Raw genomic sequence first — 24,225 nt, 5'->3', positions numbered from 1 at the left:
GCTAGAAATGTTCAATGCGTAGTCGCCTTGGCTTGAGGAGGCGGTGAGCATCCCGCTGCGGGGGCGCGATGCCGTGGCCCTGGCCATGGCGGTCGCGGCGCACCTCGCGCTCCTCGCCGCACCGGTGCGCGAGCGCCCTCCCGAGCCGCCGGCGGATCCGTCCGCGCTCGTGGACGGCATCGACCTCGAGCTCGAGGAGCCGGCTCCCCGCACCGCAGCCCCGGCGCCGCCCGCCGCAACCGAGCCCGAGCAGGCCAGCGAGCTCCGCAAGGCCGCTCCGGCCGACAAGACGCAGGCGTCCCCGCCGGGCGCCGCCGCCGCCAAGGTCGCCCCCGCCGACCGCGCCAGGCCGGCGCCGGCCGCCCCCGCAGAGCCCGCCGCTGAGCCGAGGGATACGCCGGAGCCCCCCGCGCCCGTGGCCGCCGCCCCCGCCGCCGAGCCCTCCGCCCCCGTCGCCCAGGCGCCAGCCCCCGCGCCGACCTCCCCGCCCGCCGACGAGTACGGCGGCCCTCCCCCCGCCGCCGGCGGCCCGCCCCCCGCGGCCGGCGGCGGCGGCGTCGCGCTCGCGCCCGGCCTCGGCGCGCCCCTCTGGACCGTGCCCGGCGCGCTCCCCGGCCCCGACGCGCCGCAGGCCGCCCCGACGGCCGCCCCCCTCCCCCGCCCCGTCGACCCCGCCATCGCGGGCAAGATCCTGAACGACACGCTGCGCGGCAAGGACAGGAGCGTGGGCATCAGCGTCCCGGCCGCGGGCGTGGTGGCGAGCGCCCTGGCGGACACCGTGCGCTCCTCGGCCGCGCCCCTCGACGCGCGCGCGACCTTCGAGGTCAAGCTCGGCGCCGACGGCCAGGTCCTGGGCGTCCGGCTGGTGAGCGCGACCGCCGGCGACGGCCCCACCTGGGAGCGCATCGTGGGCGCGGCCAAGGGCGCGCTCGCCGGGACCGCGCTCCAGATGGGGCCTGACAAGGCGCCGGTCACCGTCACCGTCAAGGTCGAGTCCAAGGTGCAGTATCCCTCCGGCAGCAAGAAGAAGCCCAAGCCGGAGCTCGTGTGCGCAGAGGAGGTGCTCGAGCAGCTCCAGCAGGCCATGGAGGACCCGAATCGGCTCGGCCAGCTGGGCGGCGCTGGCCGCGACGGGGCGCCGCCGGCGGCCAACATGGATGAAGAGGAGCGAAAGCGGCTCTTCTGCATCCCCGTCGGGCTCCGCGCCAAGGGCGACCTCTCCGACATCGGGGCGCACAAGGTCAACGTGGTCTCGGCGTCGTTCGCGGTGAAGCGCGAGGGCGAGCGCGCCCTGCCGCACGAGGACATCCTGCCGATCGACACGCGCGTGCCGTGGGCGCCCAAGGACCCGAAGAAGATGAAGCTGCCGCCGCGCCCCAAGAAGAAGTGGAAGAAGAAGCCGCAGCAGCCATGAAGCCCCGCCAGCCCTGACGGGCGCCCCCGCGGCCGAGCCAGCGTCAGCCCGCCGCGGCCAGCAACATGCCCACACGAAGATGGGAAGTGAGGAAGATCCGAACCTCGGTGTCCTCTCCTCCCTGACTCCCCACCTTCAGCGTCTGCCGCGACCACCGCTCAGCGCCGGAGCGCGGTTGGCGGAGGAGGCGCGCGACTCACCCCGTCCACGCCGCCCAGACCTCGTCGTGCTCCACGCGCGGGGCGCGCTCGGTCACCAGCCGCGCGAACACCGTCGGGTGCGGGACGCTGTCGAGGTCCACCGTCCGCCAGGGGAACACGGTCTGCCCACGAAAGAAGGCGACTCGGCCCGATTGCAAGCGCACGAGAGAGACCTCGCCCCAGGCGACGCGGATCTCGCGGATCGTTATCCCCTCCGCGTCGAGGCGCACCGGGCCGAATGTCAAGACCCCGCCCTCCTCGACCGCGCGCCGCGCTTCATCGAGCAGGGGACGAGAGCAGCACTGGAGTACCCAGCGGGCCACCTCCTGGCCGTCCGCCACCTCGACAGGCACTGTGCGCCGCTGACCCGAGTGCTCCACGAGGCGGATGGCGCGGAGGAAAACGAAGCGGCCGAACGGGGTCGAGCTCCGGTCGAGGTCGAACCACACCTCGTCGACGTCGTCGAAAACGACGGCCTCGCGCCCCTCCGGGCGCGCCACGACGAGGCCGTGCTCGTGGAGCTCGATCCGCAGCCCCCGATGGCGCAGCGCGGCGGCCGCGAGCACGGCGAAGCCCGCGATCCCGAACGGCAGCGACAGGGAGAAGCCCTGCCATCCAGCGATGACGGCGCCGATGATGCTCGTGAACATCAGCAGCAGCGCGCCCCGCGCCACATGGAACAGCGCGGCATGCCGGCGCTGGCCGTGGACAGAGCGGAGCCTGCCGAGGCGCTGCTCCTCGGGCGGCGCCTCCGGGCGCTCCGCCGGCTGGCGGAAGGGGTGCGGCTGCACAGAAACGCCGTACCACAGGCGCGGCCGCGACCGCGAGAGATGCGGGGCTGAGCGGCGCCCACGTCGCAGCAGGGCGGCTCCCGATGCTCCTGGGCCGCAGCGCTGATGTCTGTAGACCTCTATCGACCCGCCGCGGGGCCGCCACGAAGAACACAATCGCCGGCAAGCGCCGGCGCCGGCGCGCAGAGAGGCGTGCACACCGCTTGCATAGCTGCGCGGCCGGGCTGCCGCGAAGCCCGGGTTGCAGGGGCAGTCGCACTGTTGAGGCCGATCCACACTTTCGGTCGACCCTCGATCGAAAAGTCCACCGACGACGTCGGGCGACGCTTATAAGACGCCCTGGGATTCGCGGCAGCTTGCCGTTCCTCCGCGCGAGGAAGCGGCGTTTCCCCACAACGCGCCTGCGCGCCGGAGCAGTGGACGGCCGCTCGCCCAAAGCACTCGAAGGTGATCCTGCGAATGAGAGCCCATTTCCCCCCCCGTTGGATATGCGGCGCCGCCGCGCTAGCCGCGGCGGCGTGGGCCGCGCCAGCGTCTGCCCAGGAGGCGGACGCGGAGCGCGGCCTCGCCCTGGACCGGTTCAACCCGGCGCCCGCCGGCGATCGAATGTTCAGCGTGCCGTCGCCCTACGCGGCCTCGCCCAGGCAGGACGGCAGCCCGACCCTCCACCTGATGCTGCTGGGCGACTACGCGCACAACCCGCTCGTGCTCTCGCGCGAGGGGCAGGATGAGCCGATCGACTCCATCGTGGAGCACCAGCTGTTCCTGCACCTGAACGGCTCGTTCACGGCGTGGGACCGGCTCCACGTCAACGTCGACGTGCCGCTCGCGGTGCTGCAGGAGGGCGGGAGCCCGGCGGCGGAGGGCCTCTCGTTCCCCTCGCCGAGCGGCGCGGAGATCGGCGACCTCCGGCTCGGGCTGCGGCTGCGGCTCGTGGGCGAGTACTTCGACCCGTTCCAGCTCGCCGTCGGCGGCTACGTGTGGCTGCCGACCGGCAACGGCGATCGCGGCTCGTACGTCGGCGAGGGCACGGTGCGCGGCCTGCCCCAGATCATCGCCGGCGGCCGGGTCCCGAACCTCACCTGGTCGCTCGCGGCCGGCGTCGACCTGCGCCCCGCGCAGACGTTCGCGCAGGTGCGGCAGGGGCTGATGTTCAACGGCGGCGCGGGCGTCGGCCTGCTGCTGCTGCCCGAGGAGCAGCTCCAGATCGGGCCCGAGGTGACCGTCTCGACGGTGCTGGAGAAGCCCGGGGCGCGCAACACGAACGTCGAGGCGCTGCTCGGCGTGCGCTACCGCTTCGTGCCCGCGCTCCGCGACTTCGAGATCGGCGTCGCCGCCGGCCCCGGCTTCACCTCGGGCATCGGCACCCCGGACTTCCGCGCCGTCGCGAGCCTCGCGTACTCGCCCGAGGTCCGGCGCACCGACCCGGACCGCGACAAGGACGGCATCCCCAACGAGCAGGACGCCTGCCCGGAGGTGCCCGGCGTGGGCGACGCCGACCCGAAGAAGAACGGCTGCCCGCCCTCCGATCGCGACGAGGACGGCATCCTCGACCGCGTCGACGCCTGCCCGGACGTGGCCGGCATCGCGAACGACGACCCGAAGAAGCACGGCTGCCCGCCGCCCGGGGACCGCGACAAGGACGGCATCACCGACGACGTCGACGCCTGCCCGGACGAGGCCGGCCCGGCGAACGAGGACCCGAAGAAGAACGGCTGCCCGCCGCCGCCTGACAAGGACGGCGACGGCGTGATCGACGCGGAGGACGCCTGCCCCGATATCCCCGGTCTCCGCACCTCGGATCCGGCGACGAACGGCTGCCCCGGCGATCGCGACGGCGACACGGTGCGCGACGACAAGGACGCCTGCCCCGACGAGAAGGGCAAGCCCAACGAGGATCCGGCGAAGAACGGCTGCCCCGTCGCGGTGCGCGTGACCGAGCAGGAGATCGTCATCCTCCAGCAGGTGCAGTTCGACACCGGCAAGGCGACCATCAAGAAGGAGAGCGACGATCTCCTCGATGAGGTGGCCGGTGTGCTGAAGGAGCACCCGGAGATCACCAAGATCGAGGTGCAAGGGCACACCGATACGCGCGGCGGACGCGCGTACAATGTCAAGCTCAGCCAGGCGAGGTCCGAGTCGGTCACGAAGGCGCTGGTCAAGCGCGGGGTCGAGGCCGAGCGGCTCACGTCGAAGGGCTACGGGCCCGACGTCCCGATCGCGGACAACGACACCGACGAGGGACGCCAGAAGAACCGCCGCGTGCAGTTCAAGATCCTCGAGAAGAAGCCGAAGCAGCAGCAGGAGGCGCCGTGAAGAGAAGTTGGTTCATAGGTGGTCTTTTCGGGCTCGCCTGGGTGGGCGGCCAGAGCGGCGACGCGCACGCCGCGCCCACGCTGCGCGTGCAGGTCGACCAGCGGGGAGACTTCCTCCTGATCGGCAACACGCTCGGCTACGAGTGCGCCCCGGCGGACATCGACCGGCCCGTGCTGGGCACGGCTACCTGCGCAGGCAGCACCTTCGACGACGACAGCGCGCCCGATGTCTACTGGCGCGCCGACTCGCCCGCGGAGGGCCAGGCGGAGGCGCGCACCTCCGTCACCGCCGAGCAGGCGCGCACCTCCGCGGTGCTCGCCGTGCCGGCCGGCGCGACGGTCACGCACGCCTTCCTCTACTGGGCCGCGCACAAGCAGAACGATCAGCCCGCGGACACGTCGGTCACCCTGGATCGGCCCGGCGGCTTCGCCGAGAACCTGACCGCCCTGCGCTCGGTCGTCACGACCAGCTCGGCCCAGACCTACTACCAGTCGGTCTCGGACGTCACCGCGATCGTGCAGGAGCGAGGCTCCGGCGCGTACCGGGTGAGCGGCGTCAACAGCGCGAACTTCGTGAACAACGACTTCAACAACCACTTCGCCGGGTGGTGGCTGGTCGTGTTCTATCAGCTCGCCTCGGAGCCGCCGCGCAATCTGGCGCTCTTCGACGGGCTGGACTCAGTGCCCAGCGGAGGGAGGCAGGAGGCGACCCTCTCGGGGTTCCTGGTGCCGAACGCGGGCTATGACGCGAAGATCGGCATGGTCACGTTCGAGGGCGACGCCTCCATCCCGGGGGACCAGTTCTTCTTCAACGGAGGGGCCGCCCTCAGCAACGATCTGAACCCCGACACCAACTTCTTCAACGGCACGCGCTCGTACCTGGGCGCGCCGGTGTCGACCGCGGGGGACCTGCCGCAGCTCGCGGGGACTCCCGGGACCATGGCCGGCATGGACATCGACGTCCTCGACATCAGGTCCAAGGTGAGTCCAGGGCTGGAATCGGCGCCGATCGTGGCGTCGAGCACCAACGACCTGTACTTCCTTGCCGGGTTCGTCACGTCGATCTCGACGTTCAAGCCGGACTTCACGACCTCCGTGAAGTCGGCCGTCGACGTGAACGGCGGGCTGCTGCTCCCGGGCGACGTCGTCCAGTACACGATCGAGGTCGTCAACACCGGCAACGACGCGTCGATCGAGACGGTGCTCACCGATCCGCTCCCCGCGGGCGTGAGCTACGTGCCGGGCTCGCTGTCGATCACGGCGGGCGCGAACATGGGGCCCAAGACGGATCTCCCCGTCGATGATCAGGGCGAGTACAACGCGCTCAACCGCACGGTCACCGTGCGGCTCGGCACGGGCGCGAACGGGCTCACCGGGGGCTCGATCCCCGCCGCCGGGTCGACCACCGTGACCTTCCGGGTGACGGTCGACGCCGGCGCCTCGGGCCTCATCGCCAACCAGGCGGTCATCACCGCCGCCGGGCAGCAGGGCGCGCAGTCCGAGGATACGCCGACCGACGGCGACGACGAGACCGGCGGCCCTCAGCCGACCGACGTCGTCATCGACGCGTGCGAGACCGACGCGCAGTGCGCCGCGCCGACCCCGCACTGCAACACCGAGGCGACCCCCAACGTGTGCGTCGAGTGCGTCACCGACGCGCAGTGCGGGCCGCTGACGCCGACGTGCGATGCCGACGACAACACCTGCACCTGCGTGCCCACGGGCGCGGAGGTCTGCGGCGACGCGATCGACAACGACTGCGACGGCATCCTCGGCAACGGCTGCGACTCGGACGACGACGGGATCGACGATCCCACCGAGATCGACGCCGGCACCGACCCGAACGACGCGGACAGCGACGACGACGGCGTGACCGACAGCGAGGAGCCGAGCTGGGACGAGGACTCCGACGGCGACGGCCTCATCAACGCGCTCGACCCCGACAGCGACAACGACGGGCTCTACGACGGCACCGAGCTCGGCTCGGTCTGCGATGACCCGGCGACCGACGTCGGCGCGGGCCACTGCCGGGTCGACGGAGACGCCGGGGCGACGAAGACCGACCCGCTCGACGCGGACACCGACGACGGCGGCGTGTCCGACGGGCAGGAGGACTTCGACCTCGACGGCGTCGTCGACGAGGGCGAGACCGATCCGAACAACGGCGACGACGACGTCCCGCCGGTGGACACGGACGGCGACGGGCTGAGCGACGACTTCGAGGAGACGATCGGGAGCGACCCGAACGACGCCGACACCGACGACGACGGCGCGCTCGACGGGCAGGAGCCGAACCCCGCCGACGACACCGACGGCGACGGGCTCATCAACGTGCGCGACGTCGACAGCGACAACGACGGGCTCTTCGACGGCACCGAGCTCGGCCTGGACTGCGAGAACGAGGCCACCAACACCGAGGCCGGCCACTGCCGCGCCGACGCGGACGGCGGGGCGACGAAGACCTCGCCGGTGGACGTGGACACCGACGACGGCGGCGTGCGCGACGGCCAGGAGGACATCAACCTCGACGGCGCGGTCGACGCGGGCGAGACCGATCCGAACGACGGCGACGACGACCTGCCGATCGACGACACGGACGGCGACGGGCTGGTCGACGAGCTCGAGGAGCTGATCGGCACCGACCCGAACGACGCGGACAGCGACGACGACGGCGTGGTCGACGGCCAGGAGCCGAACTTCAGCGACGACCACGACGGCGACGGCCTCATCAACGCGCTCGACCCCGACAGCGACGGCGACGGGCTGTTCGACGGGACCGAGCTCGGCCTGGACTGCAGCAACGCGGCCACCGACGCGGCCGCCGGCACCTGCATCCCGGACGCCGATCCCGAGACGTTCACCTACCCGCTCGATCCGGACACGGACGACGGCGGCGTCAGCGACGGCGTGGAGGACGCGAACCACAACGGCGCCATCGACGAGGGCGAGACCGATCCCAGGGATCCCGCCGACGACGTGGTGACCGACGATAGCGACGGCGACGGGCTGAGCGACGCGGTCGAGGAGATGATCGGCACCGACCCCAACGACGCCGACACCGACGACGACGGCGCGCTCGACGGGCAGGAGCAGAGCCCCGGCGAGGACACCGACGGCGACGGGCTCATCAACGCGCGCGACGTCGACAGCGACAACGACGGGCTCTTCGACGGCACCGAGCTCGGCCTGGACTGCGAGAACGCGGCCACCAACACCGAGGCGAACCACTGCCGCGCCGACGCGGACGCGGGGGCGACGAAGACCAACCCGCTCGACGCGGACACCGACGACGGCGGCGTCAACGACGGCGACGAGGACGTCAACCTCGACGGCGCGATCGACGCCGGCGAGACCGATCCGAACAACGGCGAGGACGACGTCCCGCCGACCGACACCGACGGCGACGGGCTGAGCGACGCGGTCGAGGGGAACATCGGCACCGATCCGAACGACGGCGACAGCGACGACGACGGCGTGCTCGACGGGCAGGAGCCGAACTTCAGCGACGACCACGACGGCGACGGCCTCATCAACGCGCTCGATCCCGACAGCGACGGCGACGGGCTCTTCGACGGGACCGAGCTCGGGCGGGACTGCAACGACGCGGCGACCGACCAGGCAGCGGGGACCTGCATCCCGGATGCAGACCCCCAGACGACCACGAACCCGCTCGATCCGGACTCGGACGACGGCGGCGTGAACGACGGCGACGAGGACGCGAACCACAACGGCGCCATCGACGACGGCGAGACCGATCCGAACGACGGTGAGGACGACCGGCCCACCCCGCCGACGTGCACGCAGGACAGCGACTGCGGCGACGCCACGAGCGGCCAGATCTGCGTCGAGGGGGCCTGCGTCGACGGCTGCCGCGGCGCGAACGGCAACGGCTGCTCGTCGGACCAGGTGTGCAGCTCGACCGACAGCACGCCGGGCACCTGCGGGCCCGAGCAGCCCCTGGAGAACGACCCGACCGGCATCTTCGCCGAGGGCAACGGCCTCTGCGCGGCGCGGCCGCTGCCCGCGAACAGCGGCCGGGGCGCGGCTGCGCTCCTGCCCCTGCTCGCCACCCTCGCTGGCCTCGTCCTGCGCCGGCGGCGCCGGGCGGGCAGCTAGCCGAGCGAGCTAGCGGACCGAGCGAGACGAAGACCGAGGGCCCACGGCCGCGCGTCCCCCGCCTGAGCTGGCGGGGCGACGCCCCCACCGGCGGCCGTGGGCGCCCTCGACGACCCTGACATCCCCCCGACACCCCGCCTCCCTCGCTCCCTCTGCGGCCCCTCGACGGCCTCCACGGGGCGGAGCACCCTGTGTAGGTTTCTTGCCCACCTGTAGTGGTCCTCCGTAGCGTACCGCTCCGAGGAGAACCACCATGGAGTTGCTGATCGCCAGCGAGCGTCGCGCCACGCGCCGCGCCGCGATCGTGGAGTGCCAGGCCGTGTGCGAGAGGGGCTTCCGGCTGCTCGGGACTCGCGCGATCGACCTGTCCATCGAGGGGATGCTCGTGCTGACGAGCGCCCGCCCGCTCACGGGCGAGCCGGTGATCGTCTCGTTCCGGATCCCGGACACGGACGTGTGGATCGACGCGACGGCGACCATCGCGCGCACGGTGCACGGCCGGCGCGAGGGCGACCCGGGCCGGGCGGTGGGCCTGCGCTTCGATCCGCTCGACGGCGCGACGATCCGGCGCATGCGCGCGGCGCTCGAGCGCTTCCCGCCGACGTATCCGTACCGCGCGCCGCGCGTCGATTACGCGGCCACGGCCGCGATGATCGCGCTCAGCTGATCTCGCCCCCTCCCGGCCTCGCGCTTCGTGCTAGGCTTCCCACGAAGCCACCTGACGCTGCAATGGCGGCCCGGCCTGCGCCGGTCCGTAGCGCGTCCCTGGTGGTCCTGCGCGACCCGAGACCACCGGGACGACCTTCGTGGTCGCCGAGGCTCGGTGAAACATGGCTGGGACGAAGTGGGCGTCCACGACGCTGCCCCTCCTCACGTTCGTTCTCCGCAACTACAAGAATTTCAATGCCCGCGCGACGCGCGACGCGCTCCTCGCTTACTGGGAGCACATCGAGCGCGGGGGGAAGATGTTCTGGGCCGTGGCCGGGGCGATGTCCTCGGCCCAGCTCGGCATCACGCTGGCGCCGGCCATCCGCGCCGGCCTGATCCACGGCATGTCGGTGACCGGCGCCAACCTGGAAGAGTCGCTGTTTCGCCTCGTGGCGCACGACGGATACCGCGACTTCCCCGACTACCGTTATTTCACCAAGGAGGACGACACGAGGATCCTCGAGAACCGGATGCGGCGCGTGACCGACACGAGCATCCCCGAGGACGAGGCTTTCCGCGCGGTGGAGAAGCACATCGTCCCGATGTGGGAGCGGGCGACGGCGAGCGGCGAGCGCCGCTTCTGGCACGAGTACTTCTATGAGCTCGTCCTGGCGGTGGAGCCCGCGCTCCACCGCGGCCCGCCCGAGGAGTGCTGGTTGCTCGCCGCCGCGGAGGCCGGGCTGCCGCTGGTGGTCCCGGGCCACGAGGACTCGACCTTCGGCAACATCTTCGCGTCCTACGTGAGGCGGGGCGAGTGCAACGCGAGCATCGTGAAGTCGGGTATCGAGTACATGGCCGGGCTGTACGACCAGTACCGCGCGCTCAGCGCGGGCGCGGGCGTGGGGTTCTTCCAGATCGGCGGGGGCATCGCGGGGGACTTCCCCATCTGCGTGGTGCCGTCGCTCAAGTACGATCTCGACGAGCCGGCCCGGCCCTGGGCCTACTTCTGCCAGATCTCCGATTCGACGACGTCCTACGGCTCGTACTCCGGCGCCACGCCCAACGAGAAGATCACCTGGGACAAGCTGACCGCGGACACGCCGATGTTCGTGATCGAGTCGGACGCCACCATCGTGGCGCCGCTCCTGCTCGGAGCGCTGCTCGAGTGCAAGCGCCACCCGGACGAGGCCCGGGCCATCATCGAGGCGCGCGGCGCGTGAGCGCCGGCGGGCTTCCGCGCCCGTGAGTCAGCCTCTGCGGCGCGGTCGCCCGGGCGTGAACCTCGCTCTGTTCCGTCCGACATCAGAACACCCCGTCGAGGACGACCTCGCCGGAGACGCCGACCTGATAGGCCGACACGCGGCGCTCGAAGAAATTCGTGACCTCCTGGACGTCTTGCAGCTCCATGAAGGGGAACGGGTTCTTCGCGCCATAGCGCCTCGGGATGCCGAGCGTGGCGAGCCGCTGGTCCGCGCAGAACTCGAGGTAGCAGCGCACGTCGCGCGCCGACAGACCGGCGACCCCGGCGCCGAGGAGATCCTCCGCGAACTGGGCCTCGCAGTCGATCGCCTCGTCCATCATGCCGATGATCGACCGCGAGAGCCCGGCGTCGAAGAGCTCGGGCTCCTCGCGCCGGACCGTGCTCACGACCTCGAAGGCGAAGCGCATGTGCGCGCTCTCGTCGCGGAAGACCCAGCTCGTGCCCGCGGCGAGCCCGTGGAGCAGGCCGCGCGAGCGCAGGAAGTACACGTACGCGAACGCGCCGAAGAAGAAGAGCCCCTCGACGCACGCGGCGAAGCAGACGAGGTTCAGGAGGAACTGTCGCCTCTCGGAGCGCGACTCCAGTCGATTCAACGACTGGACGGAGTCGATCCAGCGCATGCAGAAATCGGCCTTCTTCCGGATCGAGGGGATGCTCTCGACGGCGGCGAAGGCGCGGTGGCGGTCCTCCGGATCGGGGATGTACGTGTCGAGGAGCGTCAGATAGAACTGGACGTGGAGCGCCTCTTCGTAGAGCTGCCGCGACAGGTACATCCGCGCCTCCGGGGCGTTGATGTGCCTGTACAGGTTGAGCACGAGGTTGTTCGCCACGATCGAATCCCCCGTGGCGAAGAACGCGACGAGGCGCTGCACGAGGTGGCGCTCCGCGCCGGTCATCCTCCTCAGGTCGCCCACGTCCGTGGAGAAATCGACCTCCTCCACGGTCCACGTGTTCCTGATGGCGGCGCGGTACATCTCGAAGAAGGCCGGATAGGCCATCGGGCGCAGCGTGAGGCAATGACCCGGATCGAGCAGGCGCGCGGGGCGGCTCACGCGGCTCACTGGCAGGCCTCGCACGCTTCGGGGTTCTCGAGCGCGCACGCCACGTCCGCGGCCGCCTTCGCCCCCGCGGGCGCCGGCGCCGCCGTCCACCCGCCGCCTTCGCGGGGGCCGGCGTCGCCCGCGGGGGTCCGGTCCGGGGTCGCATCCACGGTGGCCTTGGCGATGCGCGTCGCGGGGCGCGACCGGAGGTAATAGGTCGTCTTGAGCCCCTTCTTCCACGCGTGGAAATACATGCTCGAGAGCTGACCGATGGTGGGGTTCTCGACGAAGAGGTTGAGCGACTGGCTCTGATCGATGAAGGCGCCGCGCTCCGCGGCCATGTCGATGAGCGAGCGCATCGGGATCTCCCACGCGGTCCGGTACACGGCGCGGACCTCCTCCGGCAGCTCGTCGAGCCCCTGGACCGAGCCCTCCGCGAGCTTGAGCCGGGCGCGCACCGCGTCGTTCCAGGCGCCGAGCCGCTTGAGCTCCGCGACGAGGTAGCGGTTCATCTGCAGGAAGTCGCCCGAGAGCGTCTCGCGCTTGAACAGGTTCGACACCTGCGGCTCGATGCACTCGTAGCAGCCTGCGATGGACGCGATCGTGGCGGTCGGCGCGATCGCGACGAGCAGCGAGTTCCGCAGCCCTCCGGCGCGGACGCGCGCGCGGAGCGCCTCCCAGCGCGCCGTGTCCTCCGGCACCACGCCCCACGCGTCGAACTGGAGCTCGCCGCGCGCGGCGCGCGTCTCGTCGAACGCCGGGTGGCGCCCCTTCTCGGCGGCGAGGTCCGCGGACGTCGAGAGCGCGTGGTAATACACCTCCTCGGAGATCCGCCGCGAGAGCTCCCGCGCGGCCTCGGCGTCGAAGGGCAGGCGCATCTGGAAGAACACGTCTTGCAGGCCCATGAGCCCGAGCCCCACCGGCCGCCAGCGGAGGTTCGAGCGCCTCGTGGAATCGATGGGGTAGTAGTTGAGGTCGATGACGCGATCGAGCTGGCGGACCGCCGTCCGCACCGTGCGCGCGAGCTTGTCGAAATCGAACAGGATCGTGCCGGCAGCGCTTTTCCCTGTGTGGCGCGCGAGGTTGATCGAGCCCAGGTTGCAGACGGCCGCCTCGTCCTTCGAGGTCACCTCGACGATCTCGGTGCAGAGGTTCGAGAGGTGCACGGTCCGGCCCGGCAACGCCGTCTGGTTGCAGGCGCGGTTCGCCTTGTCCTTGAACGTCATCCAGCCGTTGCCGGTCTGCGCGAGCGTCCGCATCATCCGCGCGTAGAGCTCGCGCGCCTTCATCGTCTTCTTCGCGAGTCCCGCCTCCTCGGCCTGGGCATAACGGCGCTCGAACTCGTCGCCGTGGAGATCGGGGAGGTCGCGCACCTCCTTGGGGTCGAACAGGCTCCATTCGCCGTCCGCCTCGACCCGCTTCATGAACAGGTCCGGGACCCAGTTCGCGAGGTTCAGGTTGTGCGTGCGCGCGGCCTCGTCGCCCGTGCTGTCGCGCAGCGCGAGGAACTCCTCGACGTCGGCGTGCCACGGCTCGAGGTAGACGCAGCAGGCGCCCTTGCGCTTGCCGCCCTGGTTCACGGCCGCGACCGACGCGTCGAGCGTCTTGAGCCACGGCACGATGCCGCTGGAATGCCCGTTGGTGCTCTCGATGAGCGAGCCGCGCGACCGCACGCGGTGGTAGGCGAGCCCGATGCCACCCGAAAACTTCGAGAGCATCGCGACATCGGTGTAGCGCTGGTAAATGGTCTCGAGGTGGTCCTCGGGCGAGTCGAGCAGGAAGCAGCTCGAGAGCTGCTCGTGGCTCGTCCCGGCGTTGAACATCGTGGGCGAGCTCGGGAGGTAATCGAGCGACGAGAACAGGTGATAGAGCTCGACGGCCTGCGCCGCCGTCTCGGACAGCGCGCAGGCGATTCGGAGGAAGAACTGCTGCGGCGACTCGAGGACGAGGCGCGTCTCGGGGTGCTTGAGGAGGTAGCGATCGTAGAGGGTGCGCAGGCCGAAGTACTCGAGCTCGTGGTCCCGCCCCGGCTCGATCGCGTCGTTCAGCTTGCGGGCGTTCTGCGCGACGAAGCCGTGGAGCCGCTCGTTGATGAGGCCGAGCCGCCGCCCGGCGGCGACGGACTGGGAGAAGGCGTGGATCTCCTGGTTGCGGACCTCCTTGTCGATATAGGTGGCGAGCAGGCGCGCCGCGAGCTTCGCGTACTGCGGCTCCTCGGCGATGAGCGACGCCGCCGTCTGGATGGAGAGCTGGTCGAGCTCGCGCGTGGTCGCGCCGTCGTAGAGGCCGCTGATGGTCTTGGTGGCGACGCGGAGCGCGTCCACGTCGGCCAGGGCCGCGCAAGAGCGGCTCACCGCCCGGACGATCTTGTTGACGTCGACAGGCTCGCTCGACCCGTTGCGCTTCTTCACCCGCATCGTCGTGTGCGGGAGCGCCTCCTCCGCGCCTCCGCTCCTCGCGCTCCGCTGCCGCAACGGCGCCGCGCCGTTGCTCGTCGTCCCTGTGTCGCTCAGCATGGCAATCCTCCTCGTCGAGCTTCGTTCGGAGCGGTACCGGACCGCTCGCGTCGAGACCGCGAGAGCGAAGAGGCCAGCCGATGTGCGCGAGCGCGCGAGGCTCTCCAGGAGAGCCCTTCGGACCGACCGCTCGCCCCCGCGGGCGAAAGGAAGACAACGCGGGAGGGGGTCGGAACCGGGACAAGCGCAAGAGTCTGCGCCAGCTCGGACCTACCGCCCTCCCACGAGGCTTCCAGGTCAAACCGGCGCGGGATGTCTCCCCGACGCTGGATGTTGGCAGGTCTTCGGGCTCGCGAGCGCTCCGGCTCTCGCCGGCTTCCTACGGTCCACCGCTTCCCAGCCCGAGGGCCAGTGCTCGTCGTGGAGATCGTTCTCGCTTACCGCTGCGGGGCAGCCCCGGATTCACACCGGGTTCCCTTTTGAGCCCCGGGCCGAAGCCCGAGGCACCAACATGAGCCACTACATATTGCGGTGCGGGAGTCCGGTCAAGCGAGATGTTGGGGTGCCGGGCGAGCGGAGCGACAACCGCGCCCTGGCGCGATCACGATAAGGAGGGATGCGGTCATGCGTCGCGCTCCCGGAGCTCGTCGTCGAGGCGCTCATCGTACTCGTCGCGAGCTGCCGCCGGGAGGGCGACGCTGGACGGAGCTGGCTGCGCGTCGCTGCGCCTCCACGAGCGCAGCAGGGCGAAGATACCGAGGAAGGCCACCGCGATGCCGAGCATCAAGCCCAGGGCGACCTTGCCGAGGACGCCGGACGAAGGCGCCGCACGGAGGCGGTCGCCATAGCGCGCGACGAGGTCCTGCTCGATGACGTCGGCCGCCTCCCCCCGACGGAGACGCGCGCGGATCTCGCGACGAAGATCGCGCGCCACCTCCGATTCGTGGACATCGAGCGTCTGATCCCAGCAACAAGGCGCGAGCAGACGCGCTGCGAGCGCCCTCTCGCCGGGCGCCGGGGTCGAGTCGACGAGCTCGGCCGCGGCCTCGCTGGGCGTCGCGGGCTCGGCCCTGCCGCTGATACTGAGCGCCACGCCAGCGACGGCGGCGGCCAGCGCCGCCGCGCGGCGCCAGCGCGAGCTCCGCATCGATCGGACACGCAGGGGCGAGCTCACCTCGCGCGCGCCGTGAAGGGAACGGGGCGCGTCATTCGCAGACCCGCCGTGCGCTCTCTGGATCATGGCGAAACAGGCTAGCGCCGCCGGCCGCCAAGGCCCTGCGACACGATGTCGCGCTCGTCGTCACGCGGCCATGTGCGCGCCGAATGAAGGGTTACGGCTGCATTGTTCGACGAGGTGCGACACCGTGACGCATTGCCCGGCCTCCCCCGCTCCACTTGATGTCGCGCGCATGCCGCAGGAGGCCACCTGATGTCGCGCGCATGCCGCACGAGGTCCTCTCCTCCTCGCGCGTCCGGCGTGGTCACGTGGAGCAGAAAGAGAAAGGCGTGAGGTGCAAGTCCTCGGCGAGGGAGGCGCTCGTGCACTACGTCCTGCGACCCCTGATCGCTCAGGAGATCCCTCCGTCGAAAGGAGGAGGCTCGGAACTTGCTTACGCCAGAGTTCGAGGATAATCTTGGGCTCGTGGGCCGCCCCGCGCACTCGCCGCTGACGACTCAAACCTTGGACCTGCAGGACTCCCCGGACCGCCCGGAAACCTGCTCCTATCTCCTCGTAATCGACGCGTCGTCGTCGTACCGGCGCGCCCTCCCCCACGACGGTGTGCTCATCTTGGGGCGCAGCGACGAGGCCGACGTCAGGATCGACACCACCGCGGTCTCTCGGCGGCACGCCAAGCTCATCGCCTCTGGCGGCGAGATCGGGATCACCGATCTCGGCAGTCACAATGGGACGCTCGTCAATGGCGAGCGCATCGAAGGCTCGCGTGCGCTCGGCTCAGGCGACGTCGTCACCATCGGCGACGCCACGCTGATCCTCCGGCGCGAGCTGCCGTCCAGGGGCAGCGCTCTCGTCGACATGGGCCGGCTGCGCCGGCGCGTCGAGGAGGAGCTCGAGCGCGCCGCGGACTTCGCGCGACCGTTCGGCCTGGCAGTCGTATCAATCGGCTCAGTCCCGGATCGCGCGGCGCTCATGCAGCGGGCGCTCTCGGCGCTCCGCCTCGTGGACATCGTCGCCTGGGATGGCCTCTCTCACATGGCTATCGGATTTCCCGACCTCGGCGGAGACGCGGCGCGCAGCGCGGCGCTCGACGTGATCGAGGCAATCGCGCCGCTGGCGCCCGAGGCGCGCGGCGGACTGGCTTCCTACCCGTTCGACGGCGGCGACACAGAGACACTCCTCGCGGGTGCGCGCACGGCCGCGGCGGTCGCCGCCCCGGGGGCGATCGCCTCTGCCTCGGAGACCGCCGTTCGGCACGTTATCGGCGGGCGTGCCATCGTGGTCGCCGACGCGGCCATGATCCGGCTCTTCGAGCTGATCCGGCGCCTCGCGGCGAGCGATCTGCCCGTTCTCGTCCTCGGCGAGACCGGGGCCGGCAAAGAGAACGCCGCCGCAGCCGTGCACCACTGGTCTGCGCGGGCTCCCAAGCCGCTCGTCACGCTCAACTGCGCAGCCCTCCCCGAGACGCTCGTGGAGAGTGAGCTCTTCGGCTACGAGAGGGGCGCATTTTCGGAAGCGCGGGCGCCGAAGGCAGGCTTGCTGGAGCGAGCGCACGGCGGCACCGTCTTCCTCGACGAGGTCGGCGAGCTGCCCCTCGGCGTGCAGGCCAAGCTGCTCCGCGCGCTCGAAGCGAAGCGGATCACGCGCCTCGGCGACGTACGCGAGCGCGATGTGGACATCCGCATCGTCGCTGCCACGAACCGCAATCTGGAGGCTGAGGTCGGCGCCGGCCGTTTCCGTCAAGACTTGCTCTTCCGGCTGAGCGTCGGCGTCGTGGAGCTGCCCCCGCTGCGGCACAGGCGGCGTGAGCTGCCGATCTTGGCTCGCCTCTTCCTCGCCGAGGCGTCCGCCCGGACCGGGCAGCCCGCGCTCGATCTTTCGGAAGCCACGCTCGCCGCGCTCTTCGCGCACCCGTTCCCCGGCAACGTACGCGAGCTCAAGAACGCCATGGAGTACGCCGCCGCCACGGCGGACGGCCCCGTGATCGAGCCGTGGAATCTGCCCGAGCGCATCGCCGGCGTCGATGTCCGATCGCGGCCCGCGCCGGACGCTTCGGCGCCGCCGGCCGCTGCTCCCTCGCGCTTCCGGCCCGTCGCCGAGGAGCTCCGAGATCTCGAGTGCACGCGCATGCGTCAGGCGCTCGACGCTGCGGACGGGATCCAGACACGGGCTGCGGCACTCCTCGGGATGCCTATCCGCACCTTCACGTCCAAGCTCAAGCAATACGGCATCTCCGCGCGGGCGGGGAAGCGGTCCACGTGAGGGCGAAAGCCGCTCCAAAACGATCTCCGGAAGCTTCTCGCGCGGGCGGGCCGGCCCTCGACGTCGATGGCCTCCGTGCGGGAGCTCTCCTTCCATCGCACGGGCGGAGCCCCATGCGTTACCAGGGGTACCGCGCTTCATCAGGGCCGCCGGTCCGTTTGTAGCAGCTGCCAGAGTCGCTGAGACCGCAGTCGCACGACTCCACGGCGAAGCATCTGTCGACGGAGGGAGCCCAGTCCGCGAGGATTCATCCGTAGATGCCACGGATGTCCTCCGCCCGGCAACAGCCGGGAGCCTCGAGCAAGGCACAGGTATCCGAGGATCGTGGCACCCGCTGCATTCCGAATCGTGTTCCACCGTCATGCTCGATGACGGGTGAGCTGTCCGGACCGTGCGGAGATCCGCAGACTCCGGGTGGGGCGGGGCAACCCCGGACGACGTACAGGACGCGTGCGCCGTAGCTTTCGTGAGACCTTGCGGAGAGCGCCGCCTCCCCCAGGTCGACGCCGACCTCGGACGGGATGGATGTCCGTGCTTCCCGCTCGGATTTCGGGACGATCGATATCGGTATGTCCAGCACAGAAATATTGTGCTCTCTACGAGCTCACCAGCGTCATGCCTCCCGCCGCTGGCAGCCAATCGAGGAGCGCAGCCCAAGGTTGGCGCGGGAAGGGACACTGTACATTCGACTTCAGCGCTCGGGCGCGATATCTCTGTGCGCAAGGTGAGCCGGTGTACATGACGGGTGGTGGGGGTACATCGCCGCCGGAGGAGATTGAGGAGTACCGGCTCGTCCGACGGCTGGGCCGGGGAGGGATGGGGGTCGTCTATCTCGCCGAAGATCGGCTGCTTGCGCGGCTCGTGGCCATCAAGCTCATCGACGTGCCCTCGCCGGGCGAGGCGGCCCGCGCGCGTTTCTTCGTCGAGGCGCGCGCGATCGCCCGGCTGTCGCACCCCAACGTGGTCTCCGTCTATCGCGTCGGGGACGTGCGCGGTCGCCCATTCCTCGTGTCCGAGTACGTGCGCGGGCGAAATCTCGCCGAGCTCGACAAACCGGTCGATCCGCGGCAAGCGCTCGCCATCGCCGTCGAGCTCGCCCGCGGTCTCGCGGCCGCGCACCGCCGCGGCGTGCTCCACCGCGACATCAAGCCGGCCAACGCAATGATCGGAGAGGACGGGACGGTCAAGCTCCTCGATTTCGGCTTGGCCGAGCTCCTCCCGGGCGAGGATCTCTCGAGCAGCGACGATGCGCCGGTCGCGATCCACGAAAGCGGCGGCGAGGCGACATCGACATCCGACCTGACGGCGGGCACGGCGCGAGCGGTCCTGCCCGGCGGCGCCGGCCTCGCCCCCGCCCGGACCCCGCTCGGCGGCGCTGGCGCCCTATCCACCGTCGATCTCGTGTCTCCTCCGGCTCGACAGGCCGGGCCCGACGCGGCTCCGTTCGCGTCCACTCTCGATAACGCCCCGCTGTGCTGCGCCACCGCGCCCAGGTCCGCGGCGAATGGCTTGGCCCCAACAGCGCCGCGGCGCCTCGCGGGCACCCCTCTCTACATGGCCCCCGAGCTCTGGGACCTCGCGCCAGCCACCCCGAGCGCCGACGTCTACGCGCTGGGCATGGTCGTCTACGAGCTGTGCTGCGGCGCGCCCCCGCACGCCGATCTTCCGATCGCCGTGCGGATCCACGAGCCTGCTCCCCCGCTCGCCGAGGCCGCGCCCAGCGTCGATCCCCGGCTCGCCGCGATCGTCGACCGGTGCCTCCTCCGCGATCCGTCGCTCCGCTACCGCGACGGCGACGCGCTCCGCGAGGCGCTCGAGCAGCTCGCCGCGCCGGCGGTCGAGCAGGGGCCAGTCTTCGAGGGCAACCCCTACCGCGGCCTGCTCACGTTCGAAGCCGAGCACCGCCGCCTGTTCTTCGGCCGGAGCGCCGAGATCCTGGCCATCGTCGACCGGCTCCGCGCCGATCCTTTCGTGCTCGTCGCCGGCGACTCCGGCACGGGCAAATCGTCGCTCTGTCGCGCCGGTGTGCTCCCGGCCGTGGCCGAGGGCGCGCTCGGTCATCCCGTCGCGACGGTCACGGTCCTGCTCGGGCGGCAGCCGCTGATCGCGCTCGCGGCGGCGATCGCGCCGCTGCTCGACGGCGATGAGGCTGACGAGGCTACCGTGGCCGTGCGCCTCCGCGCCGAGCCGGCGGCCGTGGCGCGCGACCTCGTGCGGCGCCACGGCGCCGCGCTCCTGTTCGTGGATCAGCTCGAGGAGCTCTCGACCCTCGCTTCGCTGGCGGACGCCGCGAGCGCCGCCGCGGCGCTGCACGGCCTCGTCGGCCGCACCGGACGCGTGCGCCTCCTCGCCACCGCGCGCAGCGATTTCCTCACGCGCCTCTCCGCGCTCCCGGATCTCGGCGACGACCTCCCGGCGGCGCTGTACCTGCTCCGCCCCCTCACCCGCGAGCGGCTGCGCGAGGCCGTGATCGGTCCCGCCGCGGCCAAGGGCTTCTCCTTCGAGTCCGATGCCGTGGTGGAGACGCTCGTCCGCGAGGCCCTCGGCGCGCCGGGCGGCCTGCCGCTGCTCCAGTTCGCGCTGGCCGAGCTCTGGGAGGGGCGCAACGAGGCGCGCCGGGTGATCCCGACGGAGGCGTTCGAGGCGTCGGGCGGCGTCCCCTCGACGCTCGGCCGCCACGCCGACGGCGTGCTCGCGCGCGTGCCGCCGCCGCACCGCGCCGCCCTCCGGGCCATCCTCCTCGCGCTGGTCACGGCGGAGGGCACGCGGGCGCGCCGCAGCGAGGCCGAGCTGCTCGCCGCCGCCCAGGGGCTGCCAGGGGCGCCTGGGGCCCTCGACGCGCTCGTGCGCGGCCGGCTGCTGGTCGCCCGCGAGGGCGAGGACGGCGAGGAGTCGGTCTTCGAGCTGGCGCACGAGGCGCTGCTCTCGGGATGGGACACGCTGCGCGGGTGGCTGAGCCACGACGCCGAGGGCCGCGCGCAGCGGCAGCGGATCGAGCGGGCCGCGGCCGAGTGGGATCGCGCTGGCCGGCCTGCCGACGCGCTGTGGGGCAAGCGGCTCCTCGGCGAGGTGGCGGCCGTCGAGGAGCGGAGCCTCGGGGAGCGGGAGGCCGCGTTCCTGGCCACGTCGCGGAGGGCGGACCGGCAGCGCCGGGTCCGGCGCTGGGCGGTGGGGCTCGCCGTGCCGCTCGCGATCGGCGCGGGGATCCTGGGCGTGCGCGTCCAGGCTGCCATCAAGGTGGGCCGGGACGTGGACGAGGCCCGGCGAGAGCTCGAGCGGGCGCGCGAGGCGCGCCGCGAGGTCGACAAGCTGCGGCAGATCGCGTTCAAGGGCTTCGATAACGGCAACGGCGACCTGGAGCAGGCGGAGCGGGACTGGACGGAAGCGCTGGACCGCGGCGCCGAGGTCGAGAAGGCGTTCGCCTCCGTCTGCGGCAGTCTCGAGCGCGTCCTCCATGAGGTCGCGGGCCACAAGGAAGCGAGCGCCTTGCTTGCCGATGCGCTCTACGAGCGCGCCCTCCTGGCCGAGCGGGACCGCCGCGCCGCCGAGCGTGACGAGCTCGTGCGGCGGCTCGAGGTGACCGGCGATGGCGGCACCGAGAGCCGCTGGAACCGCCCCGCACATCTCGAGGTGGAGACCTCTCCGCCGGGCGCCGATGTTGCGCTCGAGCGGTTCGCCCTTCAGGAGGATCACTGGGTCGCCGTGCCCGAGGCGTCGCTCGGAACGACGCCGGTGGCGGATCGCCCTGTCGCGCCGGGCTCGGTCGTCCTCGTGTTCTCGGCGCCTGGACGCGCCTCGGTGCGACTGCCCCTCGTGCTGGAGCGCGGCGAGCCGCACCGCGTCACGATCGACCTGCCGCTCGCCACGGCGGTGCCCGAAGGCTTCGTGTTCGTCCCGCCCGGCCGTTTTCTGTACGGGAGCGCCACCGCGGACGTGCGCACCTTCTTGGGCACCCAGCCGCTCCATCCGGTCGATACGGGCGCGTATCTCATCTCCAAGAACGAGACCACGCTCGCTGAATGGATCGCCTTTCTGCGCTCATTGCTCCCGGACGAGCGGCGCCGGCGGATGCCGCGGGCCGGCGCGTCGGGGTTCATTGTCGAGCTCGCCGAGCCGGACCGCGATTATGAGTTCACCTTCGGCCAGGAAACGCACCGCTCGACCGCCCGGATGGGCCAACCGTTTCGTTACCTCCGCCGCGATCGACGGATGAGCCAGGACTGGACCCGCTTTCCCGTCTCCGGGATCCTGTTCGACGACGTGCTCGCCTATGCGGCGTGGCTCGATCGCACCCGCCTGGTTCCCGGCGCGCGCCTCTGCACCGAGCACGAGTGGGAGCGGGCCGCCCGCGGCGCGGACGGCCGCTCGTTTCCGGGAGGCGAGAAGCTCCGCGCCGACGATGCGAACATCGATGTGACCTACCACCGCAAGATCGTCAACTTCGGCCCCGACGAGGTGGGCTCGCACGGTTTCTCCGACAGCCCGTTCGGCCTTCATGACATGGCGGGGAATGTGTGGGAATTCACCTCCTCGGTCGAGTATCCCCTCGAGCCTGTGGCGCGCGGAGGCAGCACCCTCCAGTCCGCCGTGGACGCCCGGGGCGATAACCGCGCTCCGCAAGGCCGTGACCGGCGGGACGCATTCATCGGAGCTCGCATCTGCGCGACGCCCGCGCCGCCATGAGCCTGGGACGCGACGTGTCGATTGGCAATCCTTGCCGGTAGGCAAACGCTGCCGGCACGACCACGGCAGAACTTGCCGGCCGCACGATCGCTGCCCGCCGTATACCGCAAGAACTCTCGCGACGTGCGCAAGGGGACTGGCACGGGATGTGCTAACTATGTACTAACTATGTGCTAACTATGTGCTAACTCGGGATATCGAGGGCCGGCAGTCGACATCCGGACGGCTTGAAGGGCCGCCCTGTGCCGTCGTGGAGGTCCGGGGGAACCGCTCGCCCCAGAACCGTGCTCAGCGCGACGCGCATCGGAGCTCGAGCTTCCGCGACGCCTGGCTCACCGTGAGCCCGAACGCAATTTCTCCCCTCGGGCTCGGGATGTAGGAGGATCTCATGTGCTCATCGTCTTTTTTGTACGATCGTCGACGTCGATGGAATGTGGGCTCGCCGGCCGTTGGACCAGGCCTACACGGGAGTCGGCCGACTCGACGATGGTCTGACTCCATGGCGGCTCTGGTTCTCTGGCTGCCGCTACTGGGCCCTACCCAGGGGTGCAACTTGGGCACGGTCTCGGGATCGGGCGCGACGGGCCCCCTCAGCGGCGCAGCGCCGCCCGATGGATCCGTTGACACAGCGCCGCCCGATACGTCGGGGCTGAATCGTGACACGGCGGATGGATGGGAGCCGGGCCCTGTCGAGGCATGGCGTAAATGCAGAGAGGCATCCGGCCCCAACCTAGAGCGCGAGGGGCCCAATGGCTCAGGTTCCAAAAACATCGAGTTCCTTCTGGGTCCGGGGATTTCGAAGGATGGAGCGCCCATCGTGGCCGTACGCATTGAGAATGGCGCGCTCTCGGGCGAAATTCTCTCTGCAGGCGGAGAGAAGAATTTACTACAGAGCGATGCGTGGCGAGGTGTTCAGTTCCGGGCCCGCATAGCGTGCCCGCCTCCGAAAACAACAGGAGCGCGAAGAAACGCAAGTGCATCACCCGAAATCCGTAGGCCCAGGTTGCCTGTAGGCGTTCCAAGGCTGAACGTGAATATGCGGATCAGCGACGTTGCAGCTGACGGCGTGGAGCCGCCGAGCAACGCGCGTCGCTACAAGCTGGAAGTTCAGTGGCCGCCGTTACCGTTAGAGGGCGCCGCGCATCGCTGGGTGACTATCTGCAAATCGGGATACGCCATCGCGTTTGAAGGCGTTTGGGACGACATTACCGGCGAGCACCGATCGAGCGGCGACGTGCTCACCCTTGCGTGTGACGGGAACGAGACGGCCGCCGCGAAGTGTTACCAGCAATGGCACTACCGGCCTTGGGATACCGGTGATCCAAAGCATCCAAAGCCCATGTCCGACATGCACGATGCCTGTGTACGCATGACGCGCGCAGACTATTGCGGCGATGGCACGAGCGCGACCAGGGATAACACCATCGTCGACGTCTGGGACGCCGCGAACTTCAACAAGAAGACATCGCAAAAACAGGGCCACGGATTCGAGGCGGCATGGACTGGCAAGGGCGCCGTTTGCCGGAATCATCTGCGCTGGCCGGCTCTCACCCCAGAGTGTGCCTCCGCCCTCCCAGTCTGCGATTCTCATGAAGAAGCGGAGAAGAAGGGGCTCGGCGACGTGCTTCTCTTCAATACGTCGTGCAGGAACCATCCTTGCCCCGACGACCCGCCGGAGGACGCCACCCCGCGCGTCGATAAGCTACCGTAGCACTGCGCTGTACTTCCTGCGGGTGAGTGTCACGGAGCCGCGCCATCGCTTGATTCCGCTACCGCCACCAGGACCAGCGCAGGACAACCGGAGCGAGCGCGAACTCGGGAGCCTCTTGGCCCAAGCAAATGTTGGCTCCTCGTCGGTCATG

The 24,225-nt window shown here is 70.7% G+C and carries 12 protein-coding genes and 1 riboswitch; of the genes, 8 read left to right on the top strand and 4 right to left on the bottom strand.

Annotation, left to right across the window (positions count from 1 at the left end):
• The first annotated feature begins 43 nt into the window (after positions 1-43).
• Positions 44-1,414 carry a hypothetical protein gene (locus tag WME85_RS00815; protein WP_437834260.1) on the top strand — a complete coding sequence of 457 codons (1,371 nt, stop codon included), beginning with the start codon at positions 44-46 and terminating at the stop codon, positions 1,412-1,414.
• A gap of 196 nt (positions 1,415-1,610) precedes the next feature.
• On the opposite strand, the gene WME85_RS00810 is transcribed toward WME85_RS00815, so the two are convergent.
• On the bottom strand, positions 1,611-2,405 hold the full coding sequence (locus tag WME85_RS00810; protein ID WP_437834258.1) for a DUF6585 family protein: 795 nt from the start codon (positions 2,403-2,405) through the stop codon (positions 1,611-1,613).
• Positions 2,406-2,864: 459 nt separating this feature from the next.
• Here WME85_RS00810 and WME85_RS00805 point away from each other — a divergent pair, with 459 nt between their 5' ends.
• From WME85_RS00805 to WME85_RS00790, 4 genes are all read left to right on the top strand, one after another.
• Positions 2,865-4,721, top strand: a complete 1,857-nt coding sequence (locus WME85_RS00805) for an OmpA family protein (protein ID WP_437834256.1) — start codon at positions 2,865-2,867, stop codon at positions 4,719-4,721.
• Positions 4,718-8,836, top strand: coding sequence for a hypothetical protein (locus WME85_RS00800; RefSeq protein ID WP_437834254.1), 4,119 nt, complete (start codon positions 4,718-4,720; stop codon positions 8,834-8,836). The genes WME85_RS00805 and WME85_RS00800 overlap by 4 nt, the downstream gene beginning before the upstream one ends.
• 253 nt (positions 8,837-9,089) lie before the next feature.
• Positions 9,090-9,503, top strand: a complete 414-nt coding sequence (locus WME85_RS00795) for a PilZ domain-containing protein (protein ID WP_437834252.1) — start codon at positions 9,090-9,092, stop codon at positions 9,501-9,503.
• A gap of 163 nt (positions 9,504-9,666) precedes the next feature.
• Positions 9,667-10,704 carry a deoxyhypusine synthase family protein gene (locus WME85_RS00790; protein ID WP_437834250.1) on the top strand — a complete coding sequence of 346 codons (1,038 nt, stop codon included), beginning with the start codon at positions 9,667-9,669 and terminating at the stop codon, positions 10,702-10,704.
• Between the two features lie 82 nt (positions 10,705-10,786).
• Here the strand turns inward: WME85_RS00790 and WME85_RS00785 are convergent, their stop codons facing one another.
• The 3 genes from WME85_RS00785 to WME85_RS00775 form a co-directional block, all read right to left on the bottom strand.
• The gene (locus WME85_RS00785; RefSeq protein WP_437842218.1) at positions 10,787-11,743 is read right to left on the bottom strand and encodes a ribonucleotide-diphosphate reductase subunit beta; all 957 of its coding nucleotides are present in this window, start codon (positions 11,741-11,743) and stop codon (positions 10,787-10,789) included.
• A gap of 59 nt (positions 11,744-11,802) precedes the next feature.
• Complete coding sequence (locus WME85_RS00780) at positions 11,803-14,301, bottom strand: ribonucleoside-diphosphate reductase subunit alpha (RefSeq protein WP_437834248.1); 2,499 nt, start codon at positions 14,299-14,301, stop codon at positions 11,803-11,805.
• 258 nt (positions 14,302-14,559) lie between these two features.
• Positions 14,560-14,767: riboswitch (cobalamin riboswitch) on the bottom strand.
• A 96-nt stretch (positions 14,768-14,863) separates the two neighbouring features.
• Entirely contained in the window at positions 14,864-15,388 is a 525-nt protein-coding gene (locus tag WME85_RS00775) for a cytochrome c-type biogenesis protein (RefSeq protein WP_437834246.1), read from the bottom strand.
• A gap of 534 nt (positions 15,389-15,922) precedes the next feature.
• Here WME85_RS00775 and WME85_RS00770 point away from each other — a divergent pair.
• From WME85_RS00770 to WME85_RS00760, 3 genes are all read left to right on the top strand, one after another.
• Positions 15,923-17,680, top strand: coding sequence for a sigma 54-interacting transcriptional regulator (locus WME85_RS00770; protein WP_437834244.1), 1,758 nt, complete (start codon positions 15,923-15,925; stop codon positions 17,678-17,680).
• Between the two features lie 738 nt (positions 17,681-18,418).
• Complete coding sequence (locus WME85_RS00765) at positions 18,419-22,363, top strand: nSTAND1 domain-containing NTPase (protein ID WP_437834242.1); 3,945 nt, start codon at positions 18,419-18,421, stop codon at positions 22,361-22,363.
• 1,036 nt (positions 22,364-23,399) lie between these two features.
• Positions 23,400-24,074: an ADYC domain-containing protein gene (locus tag WME85_RS00760; protein ID WP_437842618.1), complete on the top strand. Its 675-nt coding sequence runs from the start codon at positions 23,400-23,402 to the stop codon at positions 24,072-24,074.
• Positions 24,075-24,225 lie beyond the last annotated feature (151 nt).

The sequence above is a fragment of the Sorangium sp. So ce1153 genome, assembly GCF_051521595.1.
Classification (GTDB): Bacteria; Myxococcota_A; Polyangia; order Polyangiales; family Polyangiaceae; genus Sorangium.
This window is presented reverse-complemented; position numbering and strand designations above follow the sequence as displayed.

Coding starts and splice junctions, on each gene's coding strand:
- WME85_RS00805 (WP_437834256.1), top strand. CDS start 2,865: ATGAGAGCCCATTTCCCCCCCCGTTGGATATGCGGCGCCGCCGCGCTA.
- WME85_RS00795 (WP_437834252.1), top strand. CDS start 9,090: ATGGAGTTGCTGATCGCCAGCGAGCGTCGCGCCACGCGCCGCGCCGCG.
- WME85_RS00790 (WP_437834250.1), top strand. CDS start 9,667: ATGGCTGGGACGAAGTGGGCGTCCACGACGCTGCCCCTCCTCACGTTC.
- WME85_RS00785 (WP_437842218.1), bottom strand. CDS start 11,743: ATGGCCTATCCGGCCTTCTTCGAGATGTACCGCGCCGCCATCAGGAAC.
- WME85_RS00780 (WP_437834248.1), bottom strand. CDS start 14,301: ATGCTGAGCGACACAGGGACGACGAGCAACGGCGCGGCGCCGTTGCGG.
- WME85_RS00775 (WP_437834246.1), bottom strand. CDS start 15,388: ATGCGGAGCTCGCGCTGGCGCCGCGCGGCGGCGCTGGCCGCCGCCGTC.
- WME85_RS00765 (WP_437834242.1), top strand. CDS start 18,419: ATGACGGGTGGTGGGGGTACATCGCCGCCGGAGGAGATTGAGGAGTAC.
- WME85_RS00760 (WP_437842618.1), top strand. CDS start 23,400: ATGCGGATCAGCGACGTTGCAGCTGACGGCGTGGAGCCGCCGAGCAAC.